This is a genomic window from Arthrobacter sp. TWP1-1 (genome assembly GCF_049897845.1).
Lineage (GTDB): Bacteria > Actinomycetota > Actinomycetes > Actinomycetales > Micrococcaceae > Specibacter.
The window spans coordinates 22,885-47,175 of the sequence record NZ_JAFCXC010000005.1; the positions used below are offsets into that span (position 1 = coordinate 22,885).

11 protein-coding genes are annotated in these 24,291 nt (G+C 60.5%); 8 read left to right on the plus strand and 3 right to left on the minus strand.

Annotation, left to right across the window (positions count from 1 at the left end; translation table 11 throughout):
- Window positions 1-3: 3 nt before the first annotated feature.
- Complete coding sequence (locus ACP7B9_RS10640) at window positions 4-243, minus strand: acyl-CoA carboxylase subunit epsilon (protein WP_425863191.1); 240 nt, start codon at window positions 241-243, stop codon at window positions 4-6.
- Window positions 240-1,823: an acyl-CoA carboxylase subunit beta gene (locus ACP7B9_RS10645; RefSeq protein ID WP_425863192.1), complete on the minus strand. Its 1,584-nt coding sequence runs from the start codon at window positions 1,821-1,823 to the stop codon at window positions 240-242. The genes ACP7B9_RS10640 and ACP7B9_RS10645 overlap by 4 nt, the downstream gene beginning before the upstream one ends.
- A 293-nt stretch (window positions 1,824-2,116) precedes the next feature.
- Between ACP7B9_RS10645 and ACP7B9_RS10650 the strand changes: the two genes are divergently transcribed.
- The 4 genes from ACP7B9_RS10650 to ACP7B9_RS10665 all read left to right on the plus strand — a co-directional run bounded on the left by ACP7B9_RS10650 (window position 2,117) and on the right by ACP7B9_RS10665 (window position 7,156).
- Window positions 2,117-4,441 (plus strand): HNH endonuclease, encoded by a 2,325-nt coding sequence (locus tag ACP7B9_RS10650; RefSeq protein WP_425863194.1) that lies wholly within the window; start codon window positions 2,117-2,119, stop codon window positions 4,439-4,441.
- 94 nt (window positions 4,442-4,535) lie between these two features.
- The gene (locus tag ACP7B9_RS10655) at window positions 4,536-5,501 is read left to right on the plus strand and encodes a biotin--[acetyl-CoA-carboxylase] ligase (protein WP_425863196.1); all 966 of its coding nucleotides are present in this window, start codon (window positions 4,536-4,538) and stop codon (window positions 5,499-5,501) included.
- Window positions 5,494-6,093, plus strand: a complete 600-nt coding sequence (locus ACP7B9_RS10660) for a PH domain-containing protein (RefSeq protein ID WP_425863198.1) — start codon at window positions 5,494-5,496, stop codon at window positions 6,091-6,093. Before ACP7B9_RS10655 ends, ACP7B9_RS10660 begins: the two co-directional genes overlap by 8 nt.
- Window positions 6,077-7,156: an adenylate/guanylate cyclase domain-containing protein gene (locus tag ACP7B9_RS10665; RefSeq protein ID WP_425863200.1), complete on the plus strand. Its 1,080-nt coding sequence runs from the start codon at window positions 6,077-6,079 to the stop codon at window positions 7,154-7,156. The genes ACP7B9_RS10660 and ACP7B9_RS10665 overlap by 17 nt, the downstream gene beginning before the upstream one ends.
- 30 nt (window positions 7,157-7,186) lie before the next feature.
- Here ACP7B9_RS10665 and ACP7B9_RS10670 read toward each other — a convergent pair whose 3' ends face one another.
- On the minus strand, window positions 7,187-10,093 hold the full coding sequence (locus tag ACP7B9_RS10670) for a helix-turn-helix transcriptional regulator (protein ID WP_425863202.1): 2,907 nt from the start codon (window positions 10,091-10,093) through the stop codon (window positions 7,187-7,189).
- Between the two features lie 167 nt (window positions 10,094-10,260).
- Here ACP7B9_RS10670 and ACP7B9_RS10675 point away from each other — a divergent pair, with 167 nt between their 5' ends.
- The 4 genes from ACP7B9_RS10675 (at window position 10,261) to ACP7B9_RS10690 (ending at window position 24,265) form a co-directional block, all read left to right on the plus strand.
- Window positions 10,261-10,497, plus strand: coding sequence for a hypothetical protein (locus tag ACP7B9_RS10675; protein ID WP_425863204.1), 237 nt, complete (start codon window positions 10,261-10,263; stop codon window positions 10,495-10,497).
- A 153-nt stretch (window positions 10,498-10,650) separates the two neighbouring features.
- Window positions 10,651-16,863 carry an Ig-like domain-containing protein gene (locus ACP7B9_RS10680; protein WP_425863206.1) on the plus strand — a complete coding sequence of 2,071 codons (6,213 nt, stop codon included), beginning with the start codon at window positions 10,651-10,653 and terminating at the stop codon, window positions 16,861-16,863.
- A gap of 222 nt (window positions 16,864-17,085) precedes the next feature.
- The gene (locus ACP7B9_RS10685; RefSeq protein ID WP_425863208.1) at window positions 17,086-23,190 is read left to right on the plus strand and encodes an Ig-like domain-containing protein; all 6,105 of its coding nucleotides are present in this window, start codon (window positions 17,086-17,088) and stop codon (window positions 23,188-23,190) included.
- Window positions 23,191-23,293: 103 nt separating this feature from the next.
- Window positions 23,294-24,265, plus strand: a complete 972-nt coding sequence (locus ACP7B9_RS10690) for an AAA family ATPase (RefSeq protein WP_425863210.1) — start codon at window positions 23,294-23,296, stop codon at window positions 24,263-24,265.
- Window positions 24,266-24,291: the final 26 nt, after the last annotated feature.

Genomic DNA, 24,291 nt, shown 5'->3' on the forward strand with positions numbered 1-24,291 from the left:
AGCCTACCGCCCCGAACGCCTCCACGAACCGGCGCCGGGCCGCGGCGGCATATTCAACTGCGCGCGCCGGGCCCACTGGCGGGTGGGTGCCTTGGGGCCGTCTTCGTCGTTGCCGGACTGCAGCGCAAGTACGACGGCGGTCACGGCCGCAAGCTCTTCGGCGGTGGGATTGCCGCGGGTCACGTTGAGCAACGGTGCGGCTGCCGCTTGCTGATCGAGCTTGTCGAGATCCGAGGCCGTCACAGCGGGATGTTCCCATGCTTCTTGGCGGGCAGGCTGGCCCGCTTGTCACGTAGGGCGCGCAGGCCCTTGATGAGCTGGATACGGGTGTCGCTCGGGGCGATGACCGCGTCAACGTATCCCAATTCGGCAGCCTGGTACGGGTTGAGGAGTTCGTCCTCGTAATTGCGGACGATCTCGCTGCGGCGTGCCTCGACGTCGCCACCCTCGGCCTCCACGGCTGCCAGATCACGGCGGTACAGGATATTGACGGCACCTTGGGCGCCCATAACGCCGATCTGGGCTGTGGGCCAGGCCAGGTTCAGGTCCGCGCCGAGCTTCTTGGAGCCCATCACGATGTACGCTCCGCCATAAGCCTTGCGGGTGATGACCGTCAGCTTCGGCACGGTGGCCTCTGCGTAGGCGTACAGCAGCTTGGCGCCGCGGCGGATGATGCCCTGGAATTCCTGATCCTTGCCGGGCAGGAATCCGGGAACATCCACCAGGGTGATGATCGGGATGTTGAAGGCGTCGCAATTGCGGACGAATCGGGCGGCCTTTTCGGACGCGTTGATGTCCAAGGTGCCGGCAAACTGCATGGGCTGGTTTGCCACGATGCCCACGGTGTGGCCCTCAATGCGGCCGTAGCCGATCATGACGTTGGGTGCGTACAGGGCCTGCATTTCTAGGAAGTGGGCATCATCGACGATCTGCTCGATCACGGCGCGCATGTTGTACGGATGGTTGGCCGAGTCCGGGATCAGGGCATCCAAGGCGAGGTCGCCGTCGTCGAGCTCCAACTCTTGCTCATGCTCGGTGACGGGCGCCTCGGCAAGGTTGTTGGAGGGGAGGAAGTCCAGGAGTTCGCGGACAAACTCAATGGCGTCGCTCTCATCCGTGGCCAGGTAGGTGGAGGTACCCGTGGTGCTGTTGTGCTGGCGGGCGCCACCAAGGGTTTCCATGTCTACGTCCTCGCCGGTGACGGTCTTGATGACGTCGGGGCCGGTGATGAACATGTGGGAGGTCTTGTCTACCATGACCACGTAATCGGTCAGGGCGGGGGAGTAGGCGGCACCACCGGCGCACGGGCCCATGATGAGGGAGATCTGCGGGACGACGCCCGAGGCGTGGACGTTGTTGCGGAAGATATCGGCGAACATGGCCAGCGAGGCCACACCCTCCTGGATGCGGGCGCCACCGCCGTCGTTGATGCCGACAACCGGGCAGCCGTTGCGGAGCGCGAATTCCTGGACCTTGACGATCTTTTCGCCGTTGACCTGGCTCAGTGAACCACCGTAGACACTGAAATCCTGGCTGTAGATGGCGACCAACCGGCCGTCCACCGTTCCGTAGCCGGAGACCACGCCGTCGCCCAGAGGCTTCTTGTTCTCCATGCCGAAAGCAGTGGAGCGGTGCACGGCAAGTGCATCAAACTCGACGAAGGAATCGGGATCGACCAGAAGATCGATGCGCTCGCGTGCTGTGTTCTTGCCCTTGGCGTGCTGCTTTTCAACGGCCACTTCGCCAGAGGGCTTCTCCGCTTGAGCCATCCGGTCGCGGAAATCGGCAATTTTGCCTGCTGTCGTTGATAGATCGTGGCTCATCGGTACTCCGGATCGGTAGGTGGAGGCTGGCAGCCCAACAGTGGGAACCGCACAAAGGGGCTAACTCTACTGACAGTCTAATAACCAAAAGTACGCATTCGTGTGTAGGAATCCTACAAAGTCGGCGGATTTCAATCTTGTGGACTGGCTCAGTGACGGTTGACGCTTGTGTTGGCCAGCCGTTCCTATTGGTCGAGCTTGTCGAGACCCCGGGTTCGGTCCTTGTACTAGTTCTTAGAATATTTCTTCTAATATCTATTGCGGTGTGGTTACGGTGCCGGTAGTGTTGTTGTATGAGTAGTCGGGAGTGTTTCCCCGGGGACCGGGGTGATGAAGCCACACAGGATGTGGCTGCGCTGCTCGCTGGGATTACTCTTCCTTCCATTGAACCCTTTGGCTCTGACAATCCTGCTTTGGCGGGGTTGGAGGGGCATTTTCCGTTTCCGGTGCCGGTTCCGGAGCCGTTGACCCGGCTGGTGGTCGCTCGTGGTGTGTATGACGCCGGGATCGCTGCGTTGTTGGTGGTGAAGGGTTTGGAGGATGCTCTGGCTGCGTGTAAGGCGGCGTTGATGGATCGCATCTTGGGTGCAGCGTCTGTGGAGGCTGTGGCGATGGAGTTGGATTCTTGGCAGTCAGGGATTGCGGAGTCTAGTGCGGTGACGAATATGGCGTTGGTTTTACGGATTCCTGAGGTCACGGCTGCGGCGTTGGCTCATCACAGTGTTGATCTTTTACGACACCACCCGGACACGTATGCGGCGTTGGATTCTGGGGTGGTGTCGTGGCGGCATGCGTGCATCATGCTCAATGAAATCACGACCTTGCAGGAAACTGCGGGGGTTACCGGGGAGGATGTGGCCGGGTTCGAGGCGAGGTTGTTGGTGTTAGCGGTCGGGTCTACGGCGGCCGGGTTCGCTTCTAAAGCACGCCGGGCTAGGGAGTCTTTGTTTCCGGGATCGATCAGTGTCCGGGTGAAGAAAGCGTTCGCTCAGCGCAGGTTGAGTTGTGAGTCGGGTCGGGATGGGATGTCGTGGATGACGTTTTATCTCCCGACGGTCGCGGCGGAACCGATCATGACTCGGTGTACCAGGATTGCTAGAGCGATCAAGGACGACGCCCGCCGTGAACACCGCGCCGCTAACTACGCGAGAAGAAACGAAGCCGGTCAATGCGCCACCGGTCAAGGGGGCGCCGGTGAAGGGGGATCTAGGGAGGATTTGCTGGAGCACCGGACTTTGGCTCAGCTGCGTGTTGATATCGCGGCCCAGTTACTGATGGGTCAAGACCTCCCGAGTAATAGCTACACCAACCCCACCACTAACCCCAGCCCCAGTCCTTTCACCGCGGATACTTCTAGGCCATCGAGCGGTGCCGGTGGTGGGAGTTTCTTCCGCAGCGGTAGCCTCAACGGCGCCAGTCAGGGCACCAGTGGTCAAGGCTCCAGCGGGCAGAGCCCTGGAGATCAGGGTTTTGGTGGGGTGAGGTTGATTGATGAAGAGCCTGTGTGGGCGCACAGGGACCCAGGGCAACCTACTGGGCGGATTCCGACCCCAGGTGACGGTACCGAGGTGAACAATAACTTGGCCGGCGAGTGTGGCGCTATGAAAGCGGCCAGCCCTGCTGCTGATCCACTCGAACCACCGGCCGAACCATCACCCGACGAACGACCGTCTAAGGAAGCGCCGGACCATTGGCTCGGGAATCCTCCTGAAGAGCCCGAGTCGCCGGAGCAGCCCGAGCCTCTGTGCGGTCAACTCCTGGACGGGTTGCCCGAGGAGCCACCCACCGAGGAACCATCCACTGGCGAGCTCTCTGGCGATTTGCCTGTCGATGAGGATGGGGTGGTGTTGTTGGTGGGTGAGGTGGTGGGGGATGGGTCTGGGTATGTGGACGGGGTTGTTGATGGGGTGGTGGAGGATCCGGGGCAGGAGTATCTGGATCAGTTAGCAGGGTTGCGGGTTGGTGGTGTGGTGGCGGGTCTGCCGTTGCCGCAAGCGATCGTGTTGGTCACGGTTCCGTTGATGGGGTTGTTGAACCTTACCGATGAGCCGGGTGAACTTGTTGGTCCTGGGGGTGGGCCGATTCCTGCTGATATTGCTAGGGAGTTGTTGGCTGGTTCTTCGACGTTCCTGCGGGTCTTCACGGATCCGGTGACGGGGGAGATGTTGCCGTTGAATCCGGAGCGGTACACGCTTCGAGAAGCGGAGCGGGAGGTGTTGCGGGCTATGGCGGGGAGTTGTTATTTCCCGAATTGTTCGAATCCGATCTTGGATACCGAGTTTGATCATCTCGTACCATTCGAGCGGGGTGGGAAGACGACCCGGGAGAATGCGCGGCCGGCGTGTAGGAAGCATCATGGGCTCAAGCACTTCAAGGATGACAAGGATAAACACGGTGTGTATCGCCGGTTCAAGGAACCACAGCGTGAAGGGGTTCGGATTCGTGGGTGGACACCGACATTGACTCAGGATGGGCGGGTCGGTTGGATCACCCCGACTGGAGCGTATGAACCACCCCAGGAAGAACAAACCCGGCCCACGAGATACCCCAGATGGCTGAAGAAACGCATCACCTGGCAACGCATCACCAAGCTCCGCAAAGACCAAGAACATGAATAGAGTTAGCCCGCTGGAAGGGCCGCCAAAACAAACCTTGGGTTCCAAAAGGCTGGCTCTGACGATCGTGTCGTAGCTGGCCGATAGGATTGAAGCCATGACCGGTGCCGTAACTCCCAATGACCCAACTCCTCAAGAGTCGGCGCCCTTGCAAGCACCCCTCCTCAAGGCGGCCCTGACGTATCCTCAAGGCCAGTTTGCCCGCGTGGACGTTGTTGCCTCCGCTGGTTCAACAAATACAGACTTGGCCGCAAGTGCGGCGGATGACAGCCTGCACTGCCCGGATCTGAGCGTTTTGATAGCCGACGCACAGCCAGCGGGCAAGGGTCGTCTTGGTCGGAGCTGGGACGTACCTGTCGGCTCTGCCATGATCTCGAGCGTTTTTCTTCGACCGGCTGAGCAGGCCCTGACGTCGGAGGGAAGGTCGGATGGAAGCGCAGCTGACTTCGCCCACACCGGATACGGATGGCTTTCGGTCCTTGCCGGAGTTGCCCTGTGCGATTCTCTCCGTACCTTGACGGGACTGCCAGCCGAGCTCAAGTGGCCCAACGATGTTGTGGTCAAGGGTCGGAAACTGGCAGGAATTCTTGCACAAGTCGTGCCGGCGGCCATGGCGGGGCCGCGCGCCCAACTGGGGCTCGGCGTCGTCGTTGGCGTGGGAGTCAACGTCAGCCTGACTGCCGAGCAGTTGCCCACAGAACGAGCAACGTCGTTGCTTGTCGAGGGCGCAGAAATTTTGGATCGAAATGTCTTGCTGCCCGCCTACCTCAACAAGTTCGCTGAGCTGTATAAGGAATTTGTGGCCGTGGGAGGCGATGCCGGGCGTGCCTTGGGTGTGGGGCCGAGCCTTCTGCAGCTGATGGAAGCGTTCATGGGCACGTTGGGCCAGCCGGTGCGCGTCGAATTGCCTGGTGGAAAGATGTTGCTGGGAACCGCTACGGCACTGCAGACGGATGGCAGTTTGGTAGTGCGTGATGAAGGTGGCACGGTTCATTCCGTGAGTGCTGGGGATGTGATCCACCTGCGCCGGACAGACCCCGATGGCACGGTGCACTATGCCTAAGTGGCTGTTGGATCAGGAGCAGGTGGAGATCCGTTGCCGTCCACACTCACGAATCCTCGTTTGGCCCATCACGGTTGGGTTGGTGCTGATTTTTGCGGGTTCGGCCGCAATGGCGAAATTGCAACCCGTCCCTTTTTCCCGGTGGGCTTCCGGCGCCGAAACCTTGCGAGAGCCAGCGCTGTTTCTGGTCGCCGCTGCTGTGCTGTTCCTGCTAATTGCCTACCCAGTTCGGCGAGTCCTGCGTTGGGCGGGAACCCGCTACATCCTGACCGATCAGCGGTTGTTAGTGCGACGCGGGCCATTTGGCCGCATCCGGGAGATCCATGTTCTGGAGCAGGTCCAGGAAGTTCGCCCAGTGCAAAAGTGGCGCCAACGGATGGCCGGTTCTGGTGACCTGCAACTGCACATGTACAGGGGACCAATGCGCATAGTTGCAGAAGTTCCCTCACTTAACAGGTTTAATGGGGAAGTCCAACATGCTTGGACGAAGGTTATCCGAGCGTCCATTCAGCAAACTCCCCAGCAAGAGGACTATTCTGGTGAGGTTGGCACAACAGAAAAGGAGCTGCGCAAGCTTGGAAGAGACCATTGATCCACCCGAGCCGCTGCTACGCCCTGCCACACGAAGCCAAACTAGGGCCTTGGAAACGCAACTTCTCGGCGGAGAGCGGACGCTCAAACGCCGCGACGTCGCCGCCGGTGTTGGCGTTTCCCTCCTTTCCGCACGCAAAATTTGGCGTGCCATGGGGTTCCCCAACCTTGGGGATGACGACGTCGCCTTCACCACGCGTGACCAAGAGGCCCTGGGAACTGTCGTCACCATGGTCCGCGAGGGCCTGCTGACCGAGGAAACCGCCATTTCCGTCACCCGCTCCTTCGGCCAGATGACGGACCGCATGGCTGTCTGGCAGATTGAGGCTCTCGTTGAAGATCTGGTGGCCGAGCATGGCATCAGTGACGCCGAGGCTCGCCGCGCTGTAGTCTCCGAGCTGCCAAACCTGATCGCGCCGCTGGAAGAACTCTTGGTGTATTCCTACAGACGCCAGCTCAATGCAGGCATCCAGCGCCTGGCCGTGCGCGCCCATGAAGGCTTGGCGGCGAGTGAATTGGGGCGCGACGGCGATGAGGATGACGCGCCGCTGCCCCTGGCCCGTGCCGTGGGCTTCGCCGACATGGTTAGCTACACCTCGCTATCGCGCCGGATGAATGAAAAGACGTTGGCCCGCTTGGTGCAGCGTTTTGAGAATATCTGTGCCGAGATCATCAGTGTCGGCGGCGGTCGCCTGGTCAAGACCATCGGCGATGAAGTCCTTTACAACTGCGAGACGCCCGTTGCAGGGGCTCAGATTTCCTTGGCCCTAGCCGAGGCGATGGCAGCCGATGACTTCCTGCCCGAGGCTCGCGTCGCCATGGTGTGGGGCCGTGTCCTCTCGCGCCTCGGTGATATTTACGGTCCCACCGTGAACCTTGCTGCCCGGTTGACCTCGCTGGCTGAGCCCGGCACCGTGCTCATTGATTCAGTCACCGCGTCGGCGTTGACCAACGATGACCGGTTCATCCTGACCCAGCTGCCCGTGGAAAACGTGCGCGGCTTCGGTGAGATCGCCCCTGTACTGCTCTCGCGCGGCACGGGCAAGGGCTTGGTGGTGGACTAACCCGCAAGGGTGGTTCACCGCACGGGTGGTTCACCGTGCGGGCCGCGTCGCCAGCCGGGTGAGGTCGATCCGGTTTGAGGCGCCTGTCTTGCGCAAGAGATTCGAGATGTGGGTGCTGACGGTCTTCTGGCTGATAACTAGCGCATCGGCAATTTCCGAATAGGTCCTTCCTAGGATGACGAACTCAAGAATTTCACGCTCCCGGCGAGTCAGGCCGGGCAGCACCGCGTGAACTTGCATAACTGCGTTAATCACCGGACTGTTGACAGATATCCGTGCATCCGTGGCGAGCGTGAGCAAATGATCCCGAATGGGAAGGGCCTGAAGTTCTTCTGCCAGGGTGAGTCCCCAACGGAGCACGGCGGAAGCCAGCGGGCGCAGCGAGTGGCCATGCAGCAACAATGATTCCGTGGCCCGCCAACAGCAGTAGCATTCTTCCCACCGCAAGGTGGCCAACCCGCAGGCGTCGGCTGCGCGTATCCAATGCTTTGCGTTGCCTGCACTCTTTCGGGCCCGGCCAATTTCGGCCTGATAGAGCAGATTGAAGGCCGCCACTTGTTGACTGTAAAACGCGGTGGCGACCCCGGATTCCTGCAGTGCGGATGGGAATTTCAGCACTAGTTCGTTGGTACAGGCCAACAACTCGGTGACCGGCAGGCCTTCGTCCCGGGCCTCTTGGATCTGGTCCGCCAAGGCCCGTGCCGCTAGGGGAAGGAGCCATTCGCACATGGTGGGTGGCTGCCCGTCGGCTTCCAGTCCCGCCATCGCCGCAGAGTAGGCGGCCCCCGGATTTCCGCCGGCAAGGAGCGTCTCCGCACGTACGGCGTCGAAATCAAGGTTGTTGAACATGGAAGATTGCGAGTAGATCTCCTCGGCCCGTGCCAAGTGGGCCTCGGCAACAGACTGCCTGCCTTGCCAAGCCGCGAGTCGGGTTGCCGTCAGCCGGGCAGCAACGTCACCCATGGCTCCCGGGTCCGAACCCAGTGCCACACGCAGGGCGGCCATGCACTCCTTCCAGCGGCCAATGGCTAGATAGCTGCTCGCCTCATCGGCGGCCATCTTAGCCAGATACACGTGCGGGGAGCCAAGTTCGGTCAGCCGTTCGCGGCCCGCTCGCATGAGATCTGCGAACACCTGGCTGGTCCACGCTTCCGTTGCATTGGCCTGCCAGACTGTGGCGTGAAGCAGAGCCCAGAAGTCTCGGGCCTCGGCAGCCGCGATGGCAGCTTCCGCGGCCAGAATCCGGGCCCTCTCGGGCTGGCCGCCAAGGAGCGACGCCATGGAATTTGCTGTCAGGGCGTACGAAAGGGCTCGCGGATTTCCTGCGCCCCTTGCTACGGCGAGGGACATTGCAGCCAGCGCCGGCGCTTCCGGATCATCCTTCCAGAGCCCCACGTGGGCGTACTCGGCCAGAGCGTAGGCATACTGCCAGCTTTGTTGATTCGAGGAGCTCAGCTGAACGGCCTGATGCAAATCGCTTCGAGAAATGAACTCCCGGCCTGTTGAAAAGCGAAGCAGCACACGCCGCACCAGCAGTTCGGCGGCATCGAGCGGGTGTTTCGTGAAATCGGTGTCGGCCAGCAATGACTCCACGGCTTCTAGCTCAATTTCGGGCACACCAGTCACCTCGGCAGCGATGCGCAGCCTCACCCACAGCTCACGCTTGCTTTCATCAGGGTCAAGGACTTCGCCGTGGAGACGCACCGCGCGCCGCAACAAGCCCAGCATTCCAGCGGCCCCGCCATTTGCCCCCGCAGCAGCTGATGCACGCAGGGCCCACCGGTAGGCGGCTTCGGAATGTCCGCACAGGTAGTGGTGATCGGCCAAGGATGCCAGAGATTCGAAATCCGGGTCATCCAGACCGGCCAACCTGGATTCAGCATGGGAGGCAAAAAGGGCATGCCACTTCATCCTCTCGTCGCCATCCAGTCCTTGTTGGAGGACCTCTGCGATGAGTGGATGGTGAAACCACCAGCGGCTCCCATCAGCATTGCTCTCGACAATGCCCGCATCAGCCGCCTCGTGCAGCATTGACAGGACGCCCTTGGGACCACCGTTTAGCTGCGCGATTGCGCCAAGATCAGCAGACGGCAGGGGCCGTCCACCCACAGCCATGAGTTGGGTGATGCGCCGGGCGTCCTGGGACAGTCCACGCCAGGACCGTAAGACCGCGCCCTTCAAATCGGCCGGTAGCTCTGTAGGCAATTGGTGGGTTTCTGGTCCCAGTCCCGTAACAACCAAGCGATTCAGGTAGGCGTTCCCGGCCGTATGCTCAAAGACCTCCTGAAGAAGCGACTGATGCGGCGGTGCGCCTAAAAGGCTTGCTAGTTGAGATTCAGTATCCGGCCGATCCAAAGGGCCAAGATACAGTGACTCAATCCTTGGCATACGCCGAACATCTGCTAGCCAGCGCTGGAGAGGATGGTGCTCGCCAACGTCGCCAGCGCGAAGCGTGCCGATGATGGCCAGGCGTCTGTTGGCAGGACCGGCAATCAGATACATCAGCACATCGAGGGTGCTTTGGTCCACCCATTGCAGGTCGTCGATGACCAGGACCACGGGCCGGCGTTGGCAAAGTTGTTCAAGCCAGCTGTCAATCACCATTGGCAGAGCCCATGGTGCTTCGCCGGACGGCGGCAGCGCCAGTAGCGGGACGCCGTCGAACTCGTCAGCAACACGGAACGCTGTACGCAGGGCGAGAAACGGGATGGATGTTGCCGACAGCGGTAGGCCGGCGCCGGTGAAGACTCGTCCCAAGAATGTGGGGGACAGGCAGGCGTGCTGAACAAGTGCCGTTTTCCCGACGCCGGGATCGCCAGAAACGATGAGCGTACCGGCTGAACCGGCCGTGGCGCTGGCCAGAAACGCGCCCAGAAACTCGAGTTCCTTGGCCCGGCCCACGATGTCTGCGCCCTGAACGCCCTCGTTCTCGCTCACACTACAATTTTCGCACTGTACGGCGGAAACGAGGGCACAAAAATGAGGATTTCCTTGGACTTTCTAAGGATTCGATCCCGATGCCCGAGTAAGTGCTCAAGAGGAGGGTTGAGTCACTAGTCCACCCGCCATCGAAGGGCAAGACAGTGGTATCGAAAGGCAAGACAGTGATTACGAAGCGTAGTTCATCGCGCTGGGCAGCCTTGGCAGCAATCCTGCTGTTTGCTGCTTTCGCGCTCCCGGCGCCAGCATCGGCAATGCAGGATCCGGGCACACGGGCCGGCATCGTCCAACTCCCCACGGGGTCACAGTGCGCCTTGACCCGGATTGGCAACCAATTTGTCCGCTGCGACGCGCTCACCGGAGCCGGGGCAGATGCCCCATCATGGGTGCCGGAGCGATAGAAAGACAGGCCATCCGGTCCGTGTAAACCGTGAGAAATATGTTTCGCCATCATATGGATCAATCCGGTAAGATACGTTTGGTGGCTTTATCGAGAGTCCCGGTATTTGTTCCTACCCGATTCTCCCAAGCTTGTGGGGAAGCAAAGGTTTGTCATGGCGTTGAGCGATCTTTTCACTAAATCCTCCAATAAAAAACAATTGCTCACGGCTTCTGCGGCGATGGTCCTCTCGGCGGCCGTGATCACCGGGGCAGTCGTATACCCAGGTTTCGCCACCGCCGATGTGGATCTCAACGACGGTAGCGTCTGGGTGACCAACCGCGTCGACGGCCTGGTGGGGCACCTCAACGACCAATCCAAGGTCCTCGACGGCGGGTTCACCGCCACGACCACCACCTTCGACGTCGTCCAAAATGCCGGCCATGTATTCATGAATGGCGACGGCGGATCCCTGCTGAACCCCGTGAATCTCGCCATGATGGCCATGGATTCCGAGACTGCCCTGGGCGGTGGCAAGCAAATTTCCCAAGGCACAAACATTGTCTCGTTGAGCGACTCCGGCGCGGGCAAGGTCTGGGCCATGGCCAACTCTGACGTGCCAGGTTTCAGCGATAAAACCTCCATCCCGATCGTCGCTGGCTTGCGCAGCGCTGTTTCGGTAGCTGCCCCCGATGACACTATTTATACTGTTGACGCTCAGGCCGGCGAGCTAGTTACCACCGTCATGAACGACGCCGGGAAGGTCGCCTCCCAGGAGCGCGCGACCATCGAGGGCTTGGCCGGTCCGGGAGAGGTACAGATTACTGTTGCGGGCGGCAAGCCCGTGATATTCGCCCCTGCTGCGGGGAAGCTCTTCCTCCCGGGAGGCAAATCCGTCACCGTTGACAACGCGCAAGGCGGACTGCTGGCCCAAGCCACTGGAGAGGGCGATTTTGCTGCGTTGGAGACTCCAACTGCGCTCTTCACCCAGCCACTGGATGGTTCCGCCGCGAAGGTTGTGGAACTAGGCGGCACTGGAAAAGCGGTGGCACCAGTGGTGCAAAACGGTTGCGTGCATGCGGCATGGTCGGGGGCCAACAAGTATATCCTTGCCTGCGACGGCAGCGGAGACCTGATCGACATCCCGAAGGCCGGCGGCAACTCCGAGTTCGTGTTCCGCAAGAACCGTGACGTTGTGGTGCTCAATGATGTCAATACCGGCAATGTGTGGCTCGTCAACCAGAACATGTTGCTGGTCAACAACTGGGATGACCTCAAGACGGACCTGAAAAAGGCAGACAACGCTGAGAAGGATTCCGCTGACCCCAACGTGGTCAACACACTGCCGGACCGCACCAAGCCGAACCGGCCGCCGGAAGCCGTGGCCGATTCCTTCGGTGTCCGAGCCGGGCGGACGACCATCCTGCCTGTCCTGTTTAACGATTCTGATCCGGACGGCGACGTACTCACGGTGGATCCTCCCGCCGTCGCGCCTGAGCTGGGAGCGGTGGCCTCCATTTACGAGGGCACCGGTTTGCAGATTGCTGTCCCGGACACGGCCTCTGGAGCAGGTCAATTTTCATATACCGTCAATGACGGCCGTGGGGGAACCTCCTCAGCCTCCGTCAATCTGAAGATTGTTCCGGCCGGGGAGAATACGCCGCCGAACACCATGCGGGACTCCACACTGGTGGTGGAGCAAGGTCAGACCATGCGCCAAAACGTCCTGACCGACTGGACCGATCCGGATGGCGACGACATTTACCTCATCGGGGCTGTCTCGGATGACAAATCTGCCGTCATAAAATCCACCCCCGACGGAGAGCTTAGCTACACCGACGATGGTGAAAACATTGGCATGAAAACCATGACCGTCTCTGTCTCCGACGGCATCGACATTGTCGAGAAAAAAATCAAGGTCAACGTCAAGACGGCCGGCAGTGTTCCTCCGGTTGCCAACGCCGATTTCTTCAAGGCCGTGGTGGGGGAGCCGGTGGTACTGGCTCCCTTGAAGAATGACCAGGACCCAGCTGGCGGCAAGTTGCGCCTTGCCAGCGTGTCAAAGTTGGCCAGTGCCACGGTTTCGGAAATCGCTGACAACGGCACAGTGACTTTTACCTCCAAGACCGAGGGGGCCGTCTATCTGGAATACCAGGTCACCAACGGACCCATGAGCGCAAGCGGTTTGATCCGTATCAACGTTGAGGCAGCGGACTCGCAGGGTCTTCCAGTTGCGGTCAAGGACCTAGTGATGCTGCCTTCGGGTGGGTCTGCGCTTGTCGATGTACTCGGCAATGACTCCGATCCCTCCGGTGGTGTGTTGGTCATCCAGTCAGTGGAATTGCCTCCGGGCTCGGAGGTCTCGGCGACGATCATTGAACGCAACATCATCAAGCTCACGGATGTCCGGGGCTTGAAGGACAAGATGAGCATCAAATACACCATCTCCAACGGTGCCGGAAATGCAGTCGGGGAAATCTCCGTCGTTCGCATTCCTGCGCCGGACAAGTTGATGCCGCCGCGCGTGGAACCCGATACCGCCGTCGTACGGGTTGGCGACGTGGTCAGCATTCCGGTTCTCGAAAATGACACCGACCCCAATGGCGAAGTGCTGAAGTCACCTGTTGTGGTTGAAACACCGGACGAATCCCTGGGAAAACTTTTCGCCGATCAAAATCAGCTCCGCTTCATCGCCGGGCCCACGCCCAAGACGGTGCAGGGTGTCTACAAGGTGGCCAACAGTACCGGCCAATTTAACTCTGCCCAGGTCACCATCACCATTGTGGCCGCAGATCCCGAGCACAATCTGCCGCCTGCCCCGAAGAACCTCACTGGCCGTGTCATCGCAGGGGACCAGGTGAGAATCTCCGTTCCCCTCAACGGAATTGACCCCGAGGGGGACTCCGTTGAGCTCGTGGGAGTGGACCAGGGTCCGGCCCTAGGTACCGCCGAAACGGGCAATGGATTCATTTACTACACCGCTGGCGGCAGCTCCGCGGGGACCGATTCCTTCACTTACAAGGTTCGGGACCGGCTCGGTGCTGAAGCCACCGCAAGGGTTGAAGTGGGTATTGCGCCTCCGCTGGCGGTCAACCACCCGCCCGTGACCGAAGACGATTACATCACCCTGCGTCCCGGCCGCAACGTTGCCTTGGATGTCCTGTTGAATGATTCAGACCCCGACGGCGGACAGCTTGGCTTGGTCAAGGAAGCGTTCCAAGGCCCTGTGGAGATGGCGCCGACGGTAACCGACAAGGGAAAGCTGATCTTGACCTCGCCCATGGAGCCGGGCATCGCCACCATGCTGTACACGGTCGCGGACAAGTTCGGCGCCCAGGCAACAGGCAACGTGCGTATGACCGTCACTCCCGATGCCGCACTCAAGGCACCCATTGCCCGCGATGACCGAGTTACCGTGAAGCAAATGCTGGGCAAAAACACCGTTGACGTTCCCGTGTTGGACAATGACGCGGACCCCGACGGCGTGACCGAGGATCTCACTGTCAGCATTGAAGCCGTGGCTGGCAAGAACAGCGAATCGGCGTCAGTCTCAGCCGGGGGTGCCGTGCGGATCGTCTTGGCTCCGCAGGAACAGATGATTCCCTACACCGTCACGGATCAGGATGGCCTGACATCCACTGCTGTCATTTGGGTCCCGGGACAGGACAAGCAGTATCCGGTACTCAAGAGCACAGAGGTCATCCGCATGACAGCTGGCGAAAGTGCTGTCATGAAGCTCTCGGACTACGTCCAAGTCAGGGAAGGGCGCACGCCGCGGTTGACCGAGGCCTCAAAGATCTCCTTCGTCGGAGCTGGCAAAGACGACGTTATTGTTGGCGACGGAGCTGGCGTCAACTATGCCTCAGACATCAAGTTCTACGGACCTGGCTCCATCACCTTCGAGGTCACAGACGGTACGGGCCCCGACGATCCGGCCGGCCTCAAATCCACCTTGACGGTCATGACCTTGGTCGATCCTGCTCCTGTCGCTAAGAAAGAGGAGGAGGACAAGCCGGAGGAGGAAGTGAAGAAGAATACTCCGCCAACCTTCACCGGATCCAGTTTGGACGTGGCACAGCAGGAAAAGGCAACTGTAGACGTTGGCCCCATGGCCTTCGACATCGATCCAGGTGACAAAGAGAAATTCAAGTACGCCATGGTTGGCAACCAGCCGGGCAACTTCGAGGTTTCCTTCTCCGGCACCGTCCTGACGGCAAAACAGCGGGACGGCACCAAGGTGGGGGAGCAGGCCACCGTGCAGCTCAGCGTCAGTGACGGTACCAACGAACCGGTAATTGCCGAGGTGATCCTACGGGCGACATCGACCTCGCTGCCACAGCCGGTGGCCAACGAGGACGTTGTCCTTGAAGCACATGCAGGCCGCTCGGAGGTAGTCAAGGTTCTCGCGAACGACGTCAACCCGTTCCCTGACACACCCCTGACAGTCGTGGACACCATGACGGAGACGGGAAGTGCGGGGATCACAGTCGCGCACACGGCCGACTCTGTCACGGTCAACAGTAATGACGACTACAAGGGAACTGTTGTGGTCCGGTACACCGTGGAAGACAAGACCAAGGATGAAAACCGCCACGCAACAGGGCGGATCCGTATTGTCATCAAGGGCAAGCCCGACGCACCCACGAAACCACAGGTTGTGGAGGAGAAGGATCACGCTGTTCTGCTGAAGTGGGACCCGCCGGCAGACAACGGATCGCCCATCACCAAGTACACGGTGAGCTGGACCGGTGGCACCCAGGATTGTTCAACCAACACCTGCACCATTACGGGGCTGAAAAATGGAACGGAATACAAGTTCTCTGTGACGGCAAGCAACGCTGTGGCCACATCGGCGGCATCGCCCGTGTCGGCCGCGGCCATGCCTGACCGGATGCCTGACGCGCCGGCAGCTCCGACAACCACCTTTGGTGATAAGTCGGTGACAGTTAGATGGGTGACCCCGGTGGGCGAGTTCACGCCGGTCACCAAGTTCAATGTGGAAATTTCCCCTGCACCTGCTGGACAAAACGGCCAGAAACCCGAGGTCACAGGCAATTCGCTGATTTGGCCGGGGCTGGAAAACGGCACCGAGTACCAGTTCCGTGTCCAGGCCATCAACAAGGCACCGAAGCCGTCGGAATGGAGCGCGTATTCAGCCTCGGTGGTTCCTGCCGGTGAGCCTTCTGCGCCGGCCGCGCCTACAGTGCAGGTACTGGCGCAGGTGGGAAGCCAGAATCAAATCGGCGTTCAATGGAATGTGCCTTACAACAACGGCGCTACAGTCACCAAGTACACCCTGACGCAGAGTGGCGGCGGTGAGGCGGCCCGAAGCTACACGCCCACCACCAATAGCCAAACGGTGACTGTCAACAATTCCACCGAGCCGTACACCTTTTCCGTGACCGCCACAAACAAGGCCGGCACGGGTGCGTCCAGTCCGGCATCCTCGCCGCAGCGCGCGGTCGGCAAGGTAGATACGATGAGCCCGCCCACAATTCAAATCGCTGACCAGAATGGTGCAGGTGGTTTCGTCGTCGTGACTTACTCACCCTTGAATTCCACCCAGCTGAGGGGCTATGCGGCCAATGAAGCAACCTACTGCGTGACACTATCGACAGGCGGCGGAGAACAGTGCGGCGTGCCTTCGGGCGTCAAGCTCGCCTCTCCCAACGGGGCTGCGGTCTACGCCACGGTCCGCGCCCGCGCCAGTGCCGGCTCACAGAGTTCGGTGGGTGATTCCTCCGGGCCCTCGCCAATCGTGAAGCCTTACGGAGTGCCGGGTCAGACATCGGTCACTGGAAGTACTGCCAGCCAGGGAGTCAAAAAGGTCAGCTGGACGTGGACGGCTGCCAACAACAACGGTAGTGCCATTACCCGATACGAAAGTAGCCTCAATGGCGCGGGATGGGTGGACCGCGGGGGTGCCTTGAGTTACACCACCAACACCGGAAGCTATAACGAAGAGGTCACCCTAGGCGTGAGGGCGTGCAACATTGGTGGATGTGGTGCGGCCTTTACGGCGACCTCGACGTCGGGAGCAGAACCGGATCCGCCGCCGCCGCCGCCCGTCACAAAAGTGCGCGTCCTTTACGGCACGTTCCACTCCTGCACCCAGGGCCCGGGCGAAGGCGGCAATTTCTACCGCGCACCTAATGGAAAACTCTACTGTGGCACCACCGAATCTCCTGGCGGCGACGTCGACCTTGGCGGCAAGTGGCTGGACAGGGCTGATGGTTGGGTGACTGTCAGCGGGTGTGCCTCAGGAAGTCACAGTGACTGGTACGTCATGTCCGACGGCCCTCAGGCGGGCCGTTGGGTCAGGGGTGGAACGTCCAAAGAAAATACGGTTGAGCGAGAGGTCAGCAGGGGTGCCGGAATCTCCTGCTAACACGCTGCCAGCACTCCCCGCCCACAGGGTGGGGAGTGCTCCCCATTGCACCTCTTTGGGGGTTTCCGGCACACTTTAGGGAGCATGGTCAGGCGTTTAAGACAGAAAACTGGGGAACGGTGACTGGGGTCGCCGTCTGGGGAAGTAGCCGAACCGGCTAAGCAACATGAATCTAAATGAATGTTTGCGTCCCTTCAAAGGGCCGTAAACCAGGGGTGTTAAATGGCTTTGCCACGTCTTGTTAGTTCGTCTCAGCGCGGGAAAAAGCTGTTGGGGGTTACGGGTTCCGTTGTTGTAGCCGCGGCTGTGGTGGCCGGTGCCATCATTTACCCCGGGTTCAGCACCGCCGATGTTGACCTCAATGACGGCAGTGTCTGGGTGACCAACCGCAGCATCAACATGGTGGGCCACCTTAACGTTCCGTCCAAGGTTCTCGACGGCGGCTTTACCGCAACAACTCCTGGCTTCGACGTCCTTCAGGACAAAGGCACAGTCTTTATGGACGCCGATTCCGGCACTCTCCTCAACCAGGTTGACGTGCCGAGCATGGCGCTCACCCAGGACACGGCCCTCGGGGGAAGCAAATCCATCTCGCTCGGCAGCGACATCACTGTCATCACGGATCCGGCCGCCGGGAAGGTGTGGGCCGTTCCCACCACGGGTACTGCCTCGTTTGATGAGAAGACAACAAAGCCAATCCTGACGAAAATCACCAACGTGCAGGCCGCCGTCGCCCTTGAGACGCACGACGGCGTGAGCCAGATTTTCGTGCTCAACCCCGGTACCGCCGTGGTCACCGAGGCGACGGTTTCCGCCGATGGAAAAGTTGTGGAGGCCAAGGAATCTGCCGTTGACGGTTTGCCCAATTCCGGCAAACTGGTTTTGAGCCTTGTGGGCGATAAGCCCGTTGTGCTTGATCCTGACTCCGGCACGGTGTACCTGCCCGGGAACAAGAAGGTCACCTTGCCCAACGCGAAGGGCGCGAGCCTGCAGCAACGCAGCGAGTCGGGCGATTTTGTGGCCCTGGAAACCGGCAACGAATTGGTCCTGCAGCCCCTCGATGGTGGCGCGGCCACGAGCGTCGATGCGGGCTCGCTGGGGCGCCCCATTCCGCCGGTGCAACAAGACGGATGCGTGCACTCTGCGTGGAACGGGTCAAACCAGTACCTCTTTTATTGCTCGGGCAAAGACTCGAAGCCTGTCAGCGTCCCCAAGGCGACGGCAGCTTCGGATCTGGTGTTTCGAAAGAACCGTGAGAACGTGGTGCTCAATGACATGGCCGGTGGCAACGTGTGGTTGGTCAACCAGAACCTGATGCTGGTCAATAACTGGGACGACCTCACGGTAGACCAGAAAAAGGCCGACGACGCCGATAAGGATTCCTCCGACCCGAACGTTGTCAACACCCTGCCGGACAGGACCAAGCCCAACCGTCCACCCATCGCCGAAGCAGATCAATTCGGTGTCAGGGCAGGCAGCACCACCTTGCTGCCGGTGCTCTACAACGATTCAGACCCCGACGGCGATGTGTTGACGGTGCGGGACAGCGCCGCGGAAATCAAGGCCGGAAAACTGCAAACAGTGTACGGCGGAACCGGACTGCAACTGGTGGTGCCGGCAGATGCTGTGCCGGGCACGGAATCTTTCGGCTATATCGCCGACGACGGCCGAGGCGGCACAGACCAGGGCGCCGTGAGCGTGCGCGTGGTTCCGGAATCCGAAAACGCCGAGCCCGTTTCCATGCGTCCCACCACCATGGTGGTGGCCCAGGGGCAGACCATTACGCAAAACGTCCTAGCCGACATGATCGATCCCGACGGCGACAGCATCTTCCTCGTAGGGGCCGTTTCGAGTGAGGAAACCGGCCAGGTGAAGTTCACCCCGGACGGGGAGCTGAGCTACACCGACGACGGTTCCTCCAACGGTTTGCGAACCGTAACCATTAAGGTTTCGGACACCCGGTCCGTCGTTGAAAAAATAATCAAGATCAGCGTCAAACCGGCCGGGGGAGTCCCCCCGGTGGCCAACGCCGATTACCTGCGGGTGGTGGTCGGGCAGGAAGCGATCGTTGCGCCCCTCAAGAATGACCAAGACCCGCTTGGCGGGGAACTTCGCCTGGCCAGCGTGGACAAGCCAGCCAAGGGTGCCATCTCGGCGATCGCCGACAACGGCACGTTCACCTTCACCTCGGATTCCGTGGGCGCCACGTATCTTACTTACCAGGTCACCAACGGCCCGCAAAGCGCCACGGGGCTGATTCGCATAGACGTGGTGTCGGCCGAGCAGGAGCTCGCTCCCGTTGCGGTCAAGGACATGGCGTTACTGCCCTTGGGCGGGACCGTCCTGGTCGATGTGCTGGGCAACGATACGGATCCTGCCGGCGGTGTCCTGGTGGTTCGCGGGGTCACCGTCTCAGAAGATGCCGGCGTCTCCGTGACGGTCCTCGACCACAACGTGGTGAAAATTACCGACATAAGCGACCCCGGCGGCCCTGTCTCCATCGAGTACACGGTCGCAAACGGCCAGGGCACCTCGACGGGGTCAATCGCCATCGTCCGCATTCCGTCAGCTTCAACGCTGCAACCACCCGTGGCCCGGCCGGATGTGGTGAATGTCAGGGTAGGTGACGTGGCACGGATCCCGGTGCTTTCCAATGATTTCGATCCAAATGGCGACGCACTTAAGCGCCCCGAGATCTCCCAAGCTCCGGCTGAGGAATCCGGCAAGCTCTGGGTTGATCAGGACTCTCTTCGCTTTTTGGCCAAGGACGTTCCCGGCTCGGTGACGGCCATCTACAAGGTCACCAATGATTCCGGCCAGTCGGATTCGGTCTCGGTCACCATCAACATCATCGCCGCGGATCCGGAGCGTAACCTGCCGCCCGCGCCAAAAAACGTTGAGGGCCGGGTCATCGCCGGTGGGCAGACGAAGATTCAGATTCCGCTCGATGGCATCGACCCCGATGGTGACTCCGTGCGCTTGGTGGGAGTCGATATTCCGCCAACGCTCGGTACCGCCATAGCTGGCAACGGCTTCATTGCCTACACCGCGGCCGGCAACTCTTCTGGAACCGATAAATTTACCTACAAGGTCAGGGACCGTCTCGGCGCTGAGTCCATCGGAACTGTCGAGGTCGGGATTGCGCCCGAGGACTCAACCAACCGGCCACCGGCAGCGTCCGATGACTACATTTCCATGCGCCCGGGCCGTCAGGTGGCACTCGATGTGCTGCTCAATGATACCGACCCGGACGGCGACAAACTGTATGCGGCAAAGGACGGCTTTACCGGCCCCGAGGAAATGAAGCCCTCGGTGACGGATCTTGGCCGCGTGCTATTGACGAGTCCGGCCGAGAGCGGGATCGCCACCATGGGCTACACCGCCACCGATCCTTCCGGAGCAACGGCAACAGCCAATATTCGCATGACTGTTACGCCGGATGCCCCTTTGCGGGCGCCCATTGCGCGGGACGACGAGGTCACAGTACAAGAGGCCCTGGGCAAGAACACCGTCAACGTTCCGGTGCTGAAAAACGATGAGGACCCGGACGGTGTAGCCGATCAGCTCAAGGTGTCACTGGCTGTTCCCAATCCGAACGCCTCCGTGAATTCCGATGGTACGGTGCGTATCACCTTGGCGCCGGAGCCGCAGATGGTGCCGTATACAGTCACCGACCAGGACAAGCTTTCGTCCTCGGCGATCGTGTGGGTGCCAGGGTTGGATGCCCAGTACCCGGTACTGGCCAATAACGAGGTCATCAAGGTCCAAGCCGGTGAATCCGCCGTCGTCAAATTGCTTGACTACGTCAAGGTTCGCGAGGGGCGCACCCCACGGATCACCCAGGTCGACAAGATCAAGATGATCGGTGCTCCGACAGTTGGCGCGGTCACGGCCGACGGTACCGGGCTGAACTATGCGGCTAACGAAGATTTCTATGGGCCGGGCTCCATCACCTTTGAGGTGACCGACGGCACCGGGCCCGACGATCCGGCAGGACTGAAATCCACGCTGACCATCATGACCCAGGTGACGCCGGCCCCCGCGAAGAACATTCCGCCGAAGCTGCAGGGCACCTCCCTCGCTGTTGCCCAACTCGAATCCGGCACCGTCAACGTGGCTCTGCTGGCCAGCGATCCCGAGAAGGATCCGCTGAAGTTTGCCCTGACCGGTGACGCGCCTGCCGGCTTCAAGACAAAGCTCGACGGCGGCACACTGACGGTTGAGGCGAACAAGGATGCCGCTCTGGGGTCCGCGCAGTCACTGGGCATTTCAGTGGACGACGGACATAATCCGCCGGTCCGCGCCGAGGTGAGCATAACGATTACTTCGTCCACGAAGCCCAAGGCTGTGGCCAACGATGACGCTGTTCCCGAGGCTCATGCCGGCCGGCTTGAAACTGTTCCCGTCCTGGCCAATGACGTGAACCCATTCCCTGACACTGCCTTGAAGATCGTGGACGCCAAAATGACGACCGGTGCCCCGGGTACTCAAGTTGCCGTCTCAGGGGACAAGGTCAACGTTCAGGCCCCGGAGGACTTCACCGGAAACGTGGTTGTCATTTACACGGTCTCTGACAAAACTGGTGACCACGCCCGAGACGTTGACGGGCGCATCACCTTGAATGTTAAGGGCAAACCTGGTGTGCCCGCGGTCCCGCTGGTACAGGAGGTCAAAAGCCATGCGGTCCTCCTCAAGTGGACCACTCCCGTGGACAACGGCTCGCCGCTGACTGGCTATACGGTCAAGCGGAGCGACGGCACCACGCAGGAATGTGCCGCCAACACCTGTTTGATTACCGGTCTGGATAACGCCAAGGCGTACACCTTTACCGTCAGCGCCAAGAACGCCGTGGGGGAATCGGCCTTCTCGAAGGCTTCGGCCTCGGCCACGCCGGATCAGCAGCCTGACAAGCCGGCACCGCCTGTCATCGTTCGGGGCGATACCCAGCTGGATGTCAGCTGGGTGACGCCCGTGGGGGAGTACTCAGCAGTGGAGTCGTTCAATGTGCAGATTTCTCCTGTTCCGGCAGGACAGAATCCACAGAAGAGCGTCAGGGGCAATAAGCTCACGTGGCCGGGACTGATCAATGGAACGGAGTACACCTTCAGGGTGCAGGCGGTTAACAAGTCACCGAAGCCGTCCGATTGGAGTGAGTACGCGCTTAAGGCCGTGAAGCCAGCGGGCAAGCCGTTTACGCCTGCCGCACCGACAACCACACTCGTGGATACGGTTGGCAATCAAAATCAGGTGCGCGTGGACTGGACTCAACCAAACCTCAATGGCGGCGAGCTCAAGAGCTACACCTTGACCACCTTCCTTGACGGTGCAGCCCAGAAATCGACCACCACCACGGCGCCTACGGCCACCGTGAGCCTGCCCAACGCCACCGGAAACTACACCTTCCGCGTGGTGGTTGCCACGGAAGTATCATCCTCGGATCCCAGCGATCCGTCGGTGGGACGCAGATCGGTGAGCAGGCCGGGCACCGTGGGGACCGTCAGAATCACACCGGCCAATACCGGTGCAGCCGGTGGGCAGGTCCAGGTGGACTTCGCTCCGCTGAGCGATGCCGCCTTGGGCGGCTCCAGCCCGGGCGAGATCAGCTACTTCGCCAACGTCACACCAGGGAGCTCCAACGTCCCGGTCACGCCAGGCGGAACCGTGCCGGCCAGCAATGGTGCAAGCACAACTGTCACTGTCTATGCCAAGTCCTCGGCGTTTGCGACAGCGGGCAGTGCTTCGGCGCCGTCCAATGCCGCTATTCCGTACGGTGCACCGGGGACTCCCGGGTTGAACGGGAACGATGGAGGCACTGGCAACAAATCCGTTTCCTACTCTTGGTCGATGCCTGGCGGCGCCGTTGACTCTGTTCGTATTGAGGTCCGCGTCAATGGTGGACCATGGCAATCCAAGACCAGCGCGGGGAGTGCCAACGTCAACACGGGCAGCTACAACGAGGTCGTGACTATTGAAGCTCAATCGGTCAACTCCGTGGGGACCCTCGGTCCCGTGCGGACGGTGAAACCCAAGAGCGGCGACGACCCGCCGCCAACAAGCTGGACCGTGGAGGCCACACCTACCCAGACCTGTTTGGAAAAAGCATCTGGTAATGGGGACCACTTTAGAGCGGGCAATCCGGCCAGTTGCTCATCGCAGTGGCTCAACACGAATACGCCAGTACAGGTGAATTGCTATAAGTACTGGGGAGCGAATGACGAAGATCATAAGTGGTATCACATCACTACGCCTGGATATGCTGCGTGGGGTTATGTGAAGGCTGAGACTACGAACAAAGGTGGGACTCCGGGTGGCATGCCGCCCTGTTAAGGCGGTGTGGGAATAAATGGCGAATAACGCCAACTAGTGGATAAACTAATTCAGGTTTTGCTGCAAGCAATGCACCAACGATTGAGATTGAAAGAGGAAGCATATGTCCATGACGCCGGAACAGGCCACGTGGTTTGCAGGAACATTTGAAAAGTTGGTCGCCAACGTTGGGCAGGCCATCTTGGGCAAGTCCCATGTCATCAGCCTGACTCTGGCCGCGATGCTGGCCGAAGGCCATGTGTTGTTCGAGGATGCACCCGGCACCGGTAAGACCATGCTGGCGCGTGCTCTCTCGGCAACTGTCAAGGGCACCCATTCGCGCATCCAGTTCACGCCTGACCTCTTGCCTTCCGACGTCACCGGCGTCATGATCTATGACCAGAAGAAGCAGGAATTTGAGTTCCACAAGGGACCCATTTTCGCCACGATCGTCCTTGCGGATGAGATCAACCGTGCCTCGCCCAAGACCCAGTCGGCTCTGCTGGAAGTCATGGAAGAATCCCGTGTCACCATGGACGGCACAACCTATGAGACCGGGCGCCCCTTCATGGTGCTGGCCACCCAGAACCCGATCGAGCAGGCCGGTACCTACCGCCTTCCCGAAGCCCAGCTTGACCGTTTCCTGGTGAAAACCTCCATTGGTTACCCGGACCACGCCTCCACTGTGCAGCTGTTGTCCGGCTCCAGCCAGCGTGACCGGACCTCCAACATGCAGGCCATCATCACCCCACAGGCCGTCGCAGAAATGGCTGATCTGGCCTCAACCACTCACGCCGATGCGGCCGTGCTGGAGTACATTTCACGTCTCTGTGAAGAGACCCGCAACGCCCCGGAAACCCGTCTGGGTGTCTCCGTCCGTGGCGCCATCGCCATGGTCCGAATCGCCAAGGTTTGGGCTGCTGCCAAGGGACGCAACTACGTCCTTCCTGACGATATTAAGGAACTGGCACCCTACGTGTGGACGCACCGCTTCGTCATGGATCCAGAAGCTGAGTTTGCTGGCGCAACCCCCGAGGTCGTCCTGGCCCGCGTCTTGGCCGAAGTCAGCGCGCCGCAGCAACGCGCAACCGCCTAGTACCGGCACCCGCAGCTACAGAGCCC